Origin of the sequence: Nocardia sp. NPDC058497, assembly GCF_042720195.1 — a bacterium.
GTDB lineage: Bacteria > Actinomycetota > Actinomycetes > Mycobacteriales > Mycobacteriaceae > Nocardia.
In genome coordinates this window covers 1-11,483 of record NZ_JBHXMY010000154.1, presented here as the reverse complement: position 1 = coordinate 11,483, position 11,483 = coordinate 1, and the positions used below count along the sequence as shown (strand labels likewise).

General features: G+C 71.0%; 9 protein-coding genes. 6 read left to right on the top strand and 3 right to left on the bottom strand.

Annotated elements, in window-relative coordinates:
* Positions 1 to 115: 115 nt before the first annotated feature.
* Both ACFWPJ_RS13275 and cobG read right to left on the bottom strand, forming a co-directional pair.
* Entirely contained in the window at positions 116 to 1,207 is a 1,092-nt protein-coding gene (locus ACFWPJ_RS13275) for an RNA ligase (ATP) (protein ID WP_378850582.1), read from the bottom strand.
* 95 nt (positions 1,208 to 1,302) lie between these two features.
* Complete coding sequence (gene cobG, locus ACFWPJ_RS13270) at positions 1,303 to 2,493, bottom strand: precorrin-3B synthase (protein WP_378850579.1); 1,191 nt, start codon at positions 2,491 to 2,493, stop codon at positions 1,303 to 1,305.
* A 118-nt stretch (positions 2,494 to 2,611) separates the two neighbouring features.
* Between cobG and ACFWPJ_RS13265 the strand changes: the two genes are divergently transcribed.
* The 6 genes from ACFWPJ_RS13265 (at position 2,612) to ACFWPJ_RS13240 (ending at position 10,927) form a co-directional block, all read left to right on the top strand.
* A complete protein-coding gene (locus ACFWPJ_RS13265; RefSeq protein WP_378850577.1) occupies positions 2,612 to 3,280 on the top strand; it encodes a hypothetical protein in 669 nt (222 codons plus the stop codon).
* A gap of 124 nt (positions 3,281 to 3,404) precedes the next feature.
* A complete protein-coding gene (locus ACFWPJ_RS13260) occupies positions 3,405 to 4,601 on the top strand; it encodes a MerR family transcriptional regulator (RefSeq protein ID WP_378850574.1) in 1,197 nt (398 codons plus the stop codon).
* Positions 4,598 to 5,080: a hypothetical protein gene (locus tag ACFWPJ_RS13255; protein ID WP_378850571.1), complete on the top strand. Its 483-nt coding sequence runs from the start codon at positions 4,598 to 4,600 to the stop codon at positions 5,078 to 5,080. Before ACFWPJ_RS13260 ends, ACFWPJ_RS13255 begins: the two co-directional genes overlap by 4 nt.
* A gap of 327 nt (positions 5,081 to 5,407) precedes the next feature.
* The gene (cobN, locus tag ACFWPJ_RS13250) at positions 5,408 to 9,121 is read left to right on the top strand and encodes a cobaltochelatase subunit CobN (RefSeq protein ID WP_378850567.1); all 3,714 of its coding nucleotides are present in this window, start codon (positions 5,408 to 5,410) and stop codon (positions 9,119 to 9,121) included.
* Positions 9,118 to 9,969 carry an acyl-CoA thioesterase domain-containing protein gene (locus tag ACFWPJ_RS13245; protein WP_378850564.1) on the top strand — a complete coding sequence of 284 codons (852 nt, stop codon included), beginning with the start codon at positions 9,118 to 9,120 and terminating at the stop codon, positions 9,967 to 9,969. Before cobN ends, ACFWPJ_RS13245 begins: the two co-directional genes overlap by 4 nt.
* A 103-nt stretch (positions 9,970 to 10,072) precedes the next feature.
* Entirely contained in the window at positions 10,073 to 10,927 is an 855-nt protein-coding gene (locus tag ACFWPJ_RS13240) for an acyl-CoA thioesterase domain-containing protein (RefSeq protein WP_378850561.1), read from the top strand.
* Here ACFWPJ_RS13240 and ACFWPJ_RS13235 read toward each other — a convergent pair.
* Positions 10,905 to 11,330 (bottom strand): hypothetical protein, encoded by a 426-nt coding sequence (locus ACFWPJ_RS13235; protein WP_378850558.1) that lies wholly within the window; start codon positions 11,328 to 11,330, stop codon positions 10,905 to 10,907. The two genes, ACFWPJ_RS13240 and ACFWPJ_RS13235, sit on opposite strands and share 23 nt — an antisense overlap.
* Positions 11,331 to 11,483 lie beyond the last annotated feature (153 nt).

Sequence of the window (11,483 nt, the reverse complement as noted above, 5' to 3'; positions counted from 1 at the left end):
GCGCTCGCGCGCGTGTGCGGTGGGGGTGCGGGGGGGGGCGGGGGCGGGGGGCGGGGCGGCGGGTCTCGGTGGGGCCGTCGGGGGGGGGCCGCCCCCGCCGGCCTGGGCCGTCGGCTCACTCGAACTCGGTGCCGCCATCGCGCAGCAGGTACGCGTTGGAGACGATCTTGCCGATCGCCCGCCCGCCGAGCACCGGCGACTGCCGCTCGGTGGCCGGGCGGACCACCAGGCCCTCCCGGATGTTCGCGCCCGCACCGCTGACGGTCTCGGTGCCCTCGGCCAGGGTCAGCAGCAACTCCGCGTCGTAGGGGCCCTCGTAGAGGACCGGGACCCGCGGCACTGTGACGCCGAGTTCGCCGAGCAGCGTGCCGATCTCGTGGTGATCGAGCCAGCGCACTGGCTCGCCGCCGCGATCCACCGCGATGTCGAACAGGCCGAAGCCCAGCGACTCGTCGTGGGCGGCCGAGGCGCCGTAGTGCAGGTCCTGCACCCCCGCGCCGTAGACCTCACCGAACAGCCCGACCCGGTCGGCGTCGAGCGCGGTGGCGATCTTCCTGGCGGCCTCGTCGAGTCCGTGTGTGCGGATCGCCCGCCAGTACAGGTTGCCCTCCGACGGTGTCAGCGAGAGCGACTTCCCACCGACACCCTTGGAGGACACCAGGATCCGGTCGTCAGCCCGCACGTGGGTGAGCAGGCAGGCGGTGCCGTGGATCTTCTCCGTGGCCACCACCGGCTCCCCGGCGGGGAAGATATCCGGAAAGCGTTTGATGTTCTCGACGTCGATCCACCGCACCAGATCCGGGGCAGGCTCGACCTGTCCGGACATCGAGACCGGAACGGGCGGAACCCATTTGATGATCCCGAGCCGCTCGGCGAAGTCGGCGCGCTCGACCGCGGCCGCCGCCAGATCCACCCCGCTCAGCGCAGCGGGCGTGCACACGATGCCCTGCGACACCTCCCCGCGCAACCGCACCGCCTTCACCCGATTGCGCTGCGACCCGGCCAGTTTCCCGGTCAGGCCGAGTTCGGCGATCAGCTCCTCGGGCAGGACGGCCTGCTCCGGAATGTAGAGCGCGTGATCACCGGTCGCGAACTGGCCTTTGGCCACGACGGCCCGGTACAACCCGACCTGGGCGAGCTCGAGCCGATCGGCGTTCGGATGTGGAAGGACGACGAGCCGCTCGGCCGTCACCTGCAGTGTGGACATGAAAACCCCCTCGTGATGAGAAGGTCAGCGTACGAGCCGGCACCGACAGGGTCGATCGAATTTCCCTGCGGGACAACCGCCCAGCAGGCGCGCGATCACGACGGATCGATGCGGTAGCCGTCGGGTGTGGCGACGACATCGGTGACCGGCCCGGTGGGACGGCCACAGCGGCGCTCACAGCCGGACCAGTGCTGGCGGCCCGCCACGGTGATGTCCTCGGCGGGCACGATCATCTCGGCCGTGCCCGGTTCGCCGGGCAGGACGCGATCGGAGTCGACCGCGCCGGCGAGGTCGGCGCGGACATCGGTGAGCGACTTGGCGCACCCTGGCCGGCCCGCGCAGGCGCTGACCTGCAACCACGGCGACTGCGCGTCGAAGATCAGGCCCATCGGCGCCAGCACCCGCACCACGGTTTCGGCGGGACCCTCGTCGAGATCGGTGATCACCAGGCTGCGCCACGGGGTGACATAGACGGGCCGTTCGACAGCCGCGAGGAATTCCGCGGTCCGCGCGGGCAGGGTGCCCAGCGGCACGCCGGCGCCGAGGCTGACCAGGCCGTTGTCCTGATCCAGCCAGCCGATCGGAACGGTGTGTGTCGCACCGAGTTTCAGCCGTTCACCGGTGGGGGAGCGGTCCAGGGTCTCGGTGACGCGCTCGGCGCCGCCGGGGATCTCGTGCAACCGCCACTGCCCGTCGTCACCGGTGCCGCGCAGATCGAGGAAGCCACGCGCCGCGTCGAGCATCACGTCGATCGCTTCGCTCGCCGTCACCCGCACGCCGGTGTCGGCGCCGGCGAGCAGGAGCGCGAACTCGTCCGCCCCGACGGCCTGGATGCCGATGTCGCCGCGCAGCGTGCTCACATCGCCGCGACCGTCGTCGAGCGTGAACAGCACCCGCCCCGGAAGGTCCGCCAGCCGAGGATCCGCGCGCAGACCCGCGTCGAGGCCGACGGCGAGCCCGTGCACATCCGCCCAGCCGCCGACCCGGCCGGACAGCGGTGAGGCGACGATATTGCGGACCCGCTCGTGGGTGCGGCTCGGCAGCAGACCGGCGGCGTCGAGCCGATCGGCGAGCGCGGCGGCGTCGCGCACCTGCCGCAGCTGGATATTGCCGCGGGAGGTCAGTTCGAGGTGGCCGTTGCACAGTTCGACGGACGCGTCGGCGAGTGCCTGCAGCTGCTCGGGTTCGAGCCTGCCGCCGGGCACCCGGATTCGTGCCAGCGGCCCGTCGGCGGCCTGGTGCAGTCGCAGGACACCGGGGCAAGAATCGGGAGTGCTCCTGGTCATGATCCGTCCAGCCTACGACCGCCGATGCGGGCGGTTGCGCGAGGCATTGCCGGGCCGCGTCGCCTAGGGTGAGCGGGAATCGTTCGCCAGGTCGATCGCCGACAGGAGAGGTCGCCGCATGCTGCGTGAATTCGTGGACAAGCGTGTCGTTCCCGCACTGGACAAGGCCGCGCACGCGCAAACCGCCGCGGTGGGCCGCTATGTCGACTGGCTCGAACGCAGGCATCCGGGCGACGCGCCGGTGGAGACGCTGCGGCGGCTGTCCCGCCAATACCTGGTCGTCGTCACCACCAGCGGTGTCGTGGTCGGGCTCACCGCCGCCGTGCCCGGTGTCGGCACGCTGCTGGGTCTGGCCGCGACCGGCGTCGACACCGTCGTATTCCTCGAGGCGTCCTCGGTGCTGTCCGTCGGCGCCGCCGCGGCCTACGACCTCGACCCCGCCGACTCCCGCCGCGCGCACCTGGTGTCGAAGGTGGTCCTCGGGGACGCGGGCACCAAGCTGCTCGACCAGACCGCGGGACACAAGACCGGCCGGTGGATCTCGGTCGTCACCGACCACATCCCCGGCCTGGCGAGCATGCCGGACTCACCGGCCAAGCGCTTCCTCGTCAACTACCTCGTCAAACGGACGCTGCTGCTGTTCGGCACCCTGATCCCGGCCGGTATCGGCGCGGTCATCGGCGGCGTCGGCAACAACGCCCTCGGCCAGATGGTGGTCGCCAACGTGTACCGCAACCTCGGCACCGGCTCCCCGGAGATGCTCGCCGCGGGCACCCGTCGCGACTGACCGTGCGGCGGCACCGATCTCGACGCCGCCTATCGGACTGAGCGGGCTCCGCCGTCGCGGCGAAGCGCGGGCCGGATTCGCATCGGCTTGACCTTCGAGCCACTCGAACCCCGATGATGAGCCGGTGTCCGAATCCGAGCTGCTCACCATCGGCGCCTTCGCCCGTACCTGCGGTCTGAGCGCCAGCGCCCTGCGCTTCTACGCCGACGCGGGCGTCCTCGTCCCCGCCGCGGTCGACGAGATCACCGGCTACCGCTACTACGCCCCCGACCAGACCGACACCGCCCAGCTGATCCACCACCTGCGCGCCGTCGACATGCCGCTCCCCGCGGTCGTGGCAGTCCTCGCCGAGCACGACCCGGCCCGAGCCGCGGAACTGGTCGACGCCCACCTCGCCGACCTGGACCGCCAACTGCAAGCGGTGCGCTCCGCCGCCGACGCGGCCCGCGCCGCAATGCACGTCGGTCCGCTCCCCGCTACGGGTCTGGCGTCGGCGACCGGCGCAGACAGGAAGACCGACGTGGAACCGCTCGCTGACAGCGCCGTATGGATGCGAGGGCCGATGCTGGCGGCCGCCGTCGACCAGATCGCGACCGCGACGGTGATAGATCCAGATATGCCGGTACTCAACAGCATTCACCTAGAGGCACGCGCACAGGAACTGATCCTCACCGCCACCGACCGCTACCGCCTGGCCACCCGGAGCCTGCGGACTGCTCACGCGACCACCAAGGAGTGGACCGCGACGGTCGACGCCGACGACCTGCGCGCCGCCGCATCCTGGCTACGCCGTCAGCACACGGTCGCGATCCGGCCCGGCTCCACGCACGTCGAGCTCACCTCCGGCGACCCGGCCGAGACAGCAGGCACGACGCCGGCCGAGAACGGTAGGGCAGACGCGCTCGGCCCGGATCGGCGACGATGCCGCAACGCGGCCGACGATTTTCCCGACTACCGCGCGATGCTCGCGGCGCTGCCCGCCGTCGTCACCCGCGTTGTCCTGAACAGGACCGAACTGCTGGATGCGCTCGAGCGGACCGGCTCGCCAACGATCACCCTGCGTATCGATCCGGCAGGGGAGGTGCGCACCGCAGAGGGAAAGGTCGCGCCACGTCATCCCGCGACCGTCACCGGCCCCGGGATGACGATCCATTTCGCCGTCATCACCCTCTATACCGCCGTCGCAGGCGCTGTCGGCCCCGACGTGATGCTCGACCTCATCGCCCCCGACCTGCCCGCCCGTATCCGTTCCGCCGCCGACGGCGACCAGTTGACCTTGGCCATGCCCTGCCGCCCCGACACCGAGGAGACCTCCCGATGACCACCGCCGACCCGATCATGGACCGAATCACCCAGGGCGTCACCGACTTTCGCACCGGCGACCCGGACCGCGCCCGCACCACCCTGCTCGAGGTCTGGACCGACATCGGCGTAGCAGGCGACCCACTGCACCGCTGCACCCTCGCCCACTATCTGGCCGACACCTACGACGACCCGGCCGAAGCCCTCGTCTGGGACGTCCGTGCCCTCGACGCCGCCGACGCCCTCACCGACGCCCGCCTGCACGACCACCACGCCGCCCTCCAGGTCGCCGGCTTCTACCCCTCCCTGCACCTCAACCTCGCCGACAATTTCCGCCGCCTCGGCGCCTTCCCCGCCGCCACCCGCCACATCGACGCCGCCCGCGAGCGCCTGCACACCCTGCCGGACGACACCTACGGCGCCGTGATCCGTACTGCCGTCACCGAAGTCGCCGCAGCCATCGCCGCCAACGACTCCACCCGCCGCCCCACCCACTGACCGCGCGTACCACGGCACACGCCTACCGCGCCCAACCCGCCGACCGGGACAACGCCACCCGCCGCGCTGATCAAGATCACCACGCTCCAGTGCAGGCCGCCTCTCGGGCGTTGCTCGCACCAGAGCGTGGTGATCGTGTGTCCAGTCGTTGCACGCGGGCTGGAAAGTTGCGGTCTGAGGGCGGACAGTACGATCGGGATGCTCGGCGGGCGTCGAGGAAACCGGTGGAAATCCGGTGCGGTCGCGCCACTGTGAACAGCCAGACCCTCTCCGGCGAGCACCACACCGCATCCCGCTGGGCGCGTCACCCGAGGAAGGCCACACCCTGTGATCCTGCTGCTGTCCACCTCCGACACCGATCTGCTGAGCGCGCGCGCGAGCGGCGCCGACTACCGGTGGGGCAATCCCGCCCGGTTGCTGGTCGAGGATCTGCCGGAGTTGCTCGACGGCGCCGATCTGGTGATCGTGCGAATCCTCGGCGGCAAGCGCGCCTGGGAAGACGGCCTGGACGCGGTGCGGGCCAGCGGGGTGCCGATGGTGGCGCTCGGCGGCGAGATCGCCCCCGACGCGGAACTGATGGAGTGCTCGACCGTCCCGGTTGGCGTCGCGGCCGACGCGCACAACTACCTCGCCGCCGGTGGCGCGGACAACCTGCGCGAGCTGCACAACTTCCTCTCCGACACGGTCCTGCTCACCGGCCACGGCTTCGAACCGCCCGTGGAACTGCCGACCTGGGGTGAGCTCGACCGCACCGCCCGCATCCTCGAACCGCACGCCCCGACCGTCGCCGTCGTCTACTACCGCGCCCAGCACCTCGCCGGCAACACCGGCTACATCGACGCACTGTGCACGGCGATCGAGGCCAAGGGCGCCCGCGCACTGCCCGTCTACTGTGCCTCGCTGCGTACCGCGGAACCGGAACTGCTCGCCCTGCTCGGCCGCGCCGACGCCCTCGTCGTGACGGTCCTCGCGGCAGGCGGCAGCAAGCCGGCCACCGCCTCGGCCGGTGGCGACGACGAGGCCTGGGATGTGGCCGCGCTGGCCGCCCTCGACGTGCCGATCCTGCAGGGCCTGTGCCTGACCAGCGGTCGCGCGCAGTGGGAGGCCAATGACGACGGCCTCTCGCCGCTCGACGTCGCCACCCAGGTCGCGGTGCCGGAGTTCGACGGCCGCATCATCACGGTCCCGTTCTCGTTCAAGGAATTCGACGCCGACGGCCTGTCGACCTACGTTCCCGATCCGGAACGCGCGGCCCGGGTCGCGGGCATCGCCGTGCGCCACGCCCGCCTGCGCCACATCCCGGCCGCCGACAAGCGGATCGCGATCATGCTCTCGGCCTACCCGACCAAGCACGCCCGCATCGGCAACGCCGTCGGTCTCGACACCCCGGCAAGCGCGATCCGCCTGCTCACCGAATTGCACACCGCCGGTTACGATCTCGGCGATCTCGGGGAGATCCCGGGCCTCGTGGAACGCGACGGTGACACCCTGATCCACGCCCTGATCGCCGCGGGCGGCCAGGACCCGGACTGGCTCACCGCCGAACAGCTGGAGGGCAACCCGATCCGCATCGGCGCCGCCACCTACACCCGATGGTTCGAGTCCCTGCCCGAGGACCTGCGCGAGGCCGTGGTCGAGGCGTGGGGTCCGCCGCCGGGCGAACTGTACGTCGACCGCTCCGCCGACCCGAACGGCGAGATCGTCATCGCGGCACTGCGTTTCGGCAATGTGGTGCTGATGGTGCAGCCGCCCCGCGGGTTCGGCGAGAACCCCGTCGCCATCTACCACGACCCCGACCTGCCGCCCAGCCACCACTACCTGGCCGCCTACCGCTGGCTGTCCGCGCCCGACGGTTTCGGCGCCGACGCGATGGTGCACCTCGGCAAGCACGGCAACCTGGAATGGCTGCCCGGCAAGACCCTTGGCATGTCCGCCTCCTGCGGCACCGACGCCGCGCTCGGTGACCTGCCGCTGATCTACCCGTTCCTGGTCAACGACCCGGGCGAGGGCACCCAGGCCAAGCGCCGCGCGCACGCCACCCTGGTCGACCACCTGATCCCGCCGATGGCGCGCGCCGAGACCTACGGCGACATCTCCCGGCTCGAGCAGTTGCTCGACGAGCACGCCAACATCTCCGCCCTCGACCCGGCCAAACTGCCCGCCATCCGCCAGCAGATCTGGACGCTGATGCGCGCCGCCAAGATGGACCACGACCTCGGCCTGGCCGAACGCCCCGAGGAAGACGTCTTCGACGACATGCTGCTGCACGTCGACGGCTGGCTGTGCGAGATCAAGGACGTGCAGATCCGCGACGGCCTGCACATCCTCGGCCAGGCGCCCGAGGGCGAGATGGAACTGGACCTGGTGCTGGCCATGCTGCGCGCCCGCCAGCTGTGGGGCGGCGAGCAGAACGTGCCCGGCCTGCGCGAAGCATTGGGGCTCAGCGAAGCCGGTGACGAAGCCCGCGAGCGGGTCGACGTCGTGGAGGCCCGCGCCCGCGAGCTGCTCGGCGCCCTGCAGGCGACGGACTGGTCGGCGGAAACCGTCGACACGCTGGTCGGCGGCTACGCCACCGCGATCCTCGCCGGGGGAGTCCGCGACGCGGCTGCCACGCGTGCGGACGAAGGCGTCGCTGCGAATGCGGCCGACGACAGTGTCACGGACGATGGTGTGCTGTCGGCCGACGAGACCGCGCGCCTCGACGCGGTGAAGACGGTCCTGCGCTTCGCCGCCTCGGAAGTCGTGCCCCGCCTGCGCGAGACCAGCATCGAGATCGCCCGCGTCCTGCACGCCCTCGACGGCGGCTTCATCCCCGCCGGACCCAGCGGATCCCCGCTGCGCGGCCTGATCAACGTGCTGCCCACCGGCCGCAACTTCTACTCCGTCGACCCCAAGGCCGTCCCGTCCCGACTGGCCTGGGAGACCGGCCAGGCCATGGCGGAATCGCTGCTGGCGCGCTACCTCGCCGACCACGGCGAATACCCGAAGTCGGTGGGCCTGTCGGTGTGGGGCACCTCGGCCATGCGCACCTCCGGCGACGACATCGCCGAAGTCTTCGCGCTCCTGGGTGTGCGGCCGGTGTGGGACGAGGCCAGCCGCCGCGTCACTTCCCTGGCGGTGATCCCCCTCGACGAACTCGCCCGCCCGCGCATCGATGTCACCGTGCGCATCTCCGGCTTCTTCCGCGACGCCTTCCCGCACGTGCTCGCCCTGCTCGACGACGCCGTCCGCCTCGTCGCCGAGCTCGACGAGCCCGCCGAGTCGAATTATGTTCGCGCGCACGCCCAGTCGGATCTGGCCGAGCACGGCGACGCCCGCCGCGCCACCACCCGCATCTTCGGTTCCAAGCCGGGCACCTACGGCGCGGGCCTGCTGCAGCTCATCGACTCCAAGAGCTGGCGCACCGACGACGACCTCGCGCAGGTGTACACCACCTGGGGTGGCTACGCCTACGGTCGCGACCTCGACGGCGCCCCCGCCGCCGACGACATGCGCACCGCCTACAAGCGAATCGCGGTGGCCGCCAAGAACACCGACACCCGCGAACACGACATCGCAGACTCCGACGACTACTTCCAGTACCACGGCGGCATGGTCGCCACCGTGCGCGCGCTGACCGGCAAGAACCCCGAGGCCTACATCGGCGACTCCACCCGCCCCGACGCCGTGCGCACCCGCACGCTCTCGGAGGAGACCGCCCGCGTCTTCCGCGCCCGCGTGGTCAACCCGCGCTGGCTCGAGGCGATGCGCCGCCACGGTTACAAGGGCGCCTTCGAGATGGCCGCCACCGTCGACTACCTGTTCGGCTACGACGCCACCACCAATGTGGTCGCCGACTGGATGTACGAGAAGCTCTCCGAGAGTTACGTCTTCGACGACGTGAACCGCAAGTTCATGGAGCAGTCCAACCCCTGGGCCCTGCACGGCATCGCCGAGCGCCTCCTGGAAGCCGCCGAGCGCAAACTGTGGGAGCACCCCGAGACCGAGACCCTGGACAAGCTGCGCCAGATCTACCTCGAGACCGAGGGCGAGCTCGAGTGAGCGCCGAGCAGTCCGCCGCGTATTTCCGGCGCCACGGCGAGGTGTACACGCCGACGTCGTGGGGACGGAGCCTGTGGGCCGACGGGATCCTGTCCGGCCCGCCGGTGTGCGGACTGCTCGCCCGCGAGATCGAGAACCGGTACCGCACCGGCGAATTCGTGCCGGCCCGGTTCACCGTCGACCTGCATCAGCCGGTGCCCGCCGTCCCGCTGACCGTGGACAGCGAGCCGACCCGCGACGGCAACCGGGTCCGCGCGGCACAGGCGGTGCTGCGCGCCGACGGCCGGGTGGTCGCGCGGGCCTCGGCGGTGCTGCTGAAACGGTCGGCGCAGCCGCCGGGGGAGGTGTGGCGCGAGATCCGGCAGCCGCCACTGCCGCCGGCGGAACTGCTGGCCTCGGTCGCGCCCACCGTGCACCTGTTCGACAGTGACGGGTCCGGCGACGGCTGGTCCGTCGAGATCTCCCGCCACGAGAACGACACCCGCAAACGCAAGTGGGTCCGCGGGATCCCGGTGGTGGCCGGGGAAGCCGGTTCGCCGTTCGTCTTCGCCGCCATGGCGGGCGAGCAGGCCAGCCTGGTGACGAACTGGGGCACCGCGGGGATCGGGTTCATCAACACCGATGTCTCGATCACCTTCGCCCGGTTGCCGATCGGCCCGGAGATGGGCATCGAGGCGGGCAATCACCTCAGCTACGACGGCATCGCCGCGGGCTCGGCCGTGCTCTACGACGCGGACGGCGAATTCGGTGTCTGCACCGTATCGGCCGTCGCCAACGAGCGCAGGCAGATCAGCGGCGCGGCGATCGACGCCTACATTCCGCAGCGTGGCGGTAGGCAGCGCGCCTGAGCTGCCCGACTTGCCGGAAAACTAGAACGCGTTCTACTCTGATCGTGGTGCGTGGGCGCACCACGGCACCAGGGTGCCGGCCGCAGGGCAGAAGAGGGTCGCAATGAGCACTTCTCCGGCGTACTTCACGCAGGACGACGGCGTTTTCCAGCCCACCCGGTTCTCCATGAGCCTGTGGGCCCCGAGCACGCTGTCCGGGCCGCCGGTGTGCGGGCTGATCGCCAGGGAAGTCGAGGCGCGCTACTGCGCCGACGGGTTCGCGCCCGCCCGGCTGACCGTCGACCTGCACCGCGCGGTGCCCGCTGTGCCGCTGACCGTCGACAGTGAGCTGGTCCGCGACGGCAAGCGGGTCCGCGCGGTGGCGATCGTGCTGCGGTCCGGCGGTGAACCGGTCGCCCGGGGCAGCGCGCTGCTGCTGAAGCGGTCGACCCAGCCGCCGGGCGAGGTGTGGCGGCCCGAGCGGGAACGGCCGCTGCCGCCGCGCGACGCGCTCGCCACCGTCGACGAGGCCATGCACCTGTTCGGCAGTGACGGCAACGGGTGGTCGATGAAGATGACCGAGCACCAGAACGACGCCCGGAAACGCAAGTGGGTGCGCAATATCCCCGTGGTCGCGGGCGAGGAGTCCTCCCCGTTCTGCTTCGCCGCCATGGCCGGGGAACAGACCAGTCTGGTCACCAACTGGGGCACCGAGGGCATCGGGTTCATCAACACCGACGTCTCGATCACGTTCTCGCGCATGCCGATCGGGCTCGAGATGGGCATCGAGGCGGAATCGCATCTCAGCGACGACGGCATCGCCGCGGGCGCCGCGGTCCTCTACGACGCCGAGGGCGCGTTCGGCATCTGCACCACCACCGCGCTGGCCAACGAGCACCGGCAGATCCACGGCTCGGTCATCGACAACCTGTCCGAGGAGTTCGCGCTGACCCAGGTCACGCCGGATCGAGGCCGCTGAACGCCAGACCCACCGTGGTCGCGCACAGCACGAACCCGGTCGCGGTGGTGGTCAGCAGATAGCCGAGCGCGATCATCCGGGCCGCCGGGAGCAGCGCCAGCAACAGCGTCGGGGTCAGCAGCGCGGCCAGGGTCAGCGCCCAGCTGAGCCAGTACGAGGTCCGGATCGGCTCGATCTCCGCGAACGCGATCGTCCGCGGCACCGGCACCTCCCACGCGTCCTGCACCGCGAATGTCGCGGGCACCAGCACGAACACGGCGACGAACAACCCCGCCGCCACACCCCAGCCCGCCCGCCACCTGACCTGCCCCGGCACCGCTGCACGCACCCGCCCACACACCTTCCCTGCCACCCGGTTCACCCACTCCGCCGCGCCCCATGCTGCCTCGAGCAGCACCCCCACGCGGGTAACCGCGCACCGTGTCACCTCATCGGCCCACCTCGGCAGCAGCCGAGTCGCCACCCGCGATTCCGTCCACCACCGCGCAGAAAGTTGAAAATCGCGCCGATAGGTCTCAATAGGGGAAGTCGGGGCGTGTTGTGTAGACTCAGAGCA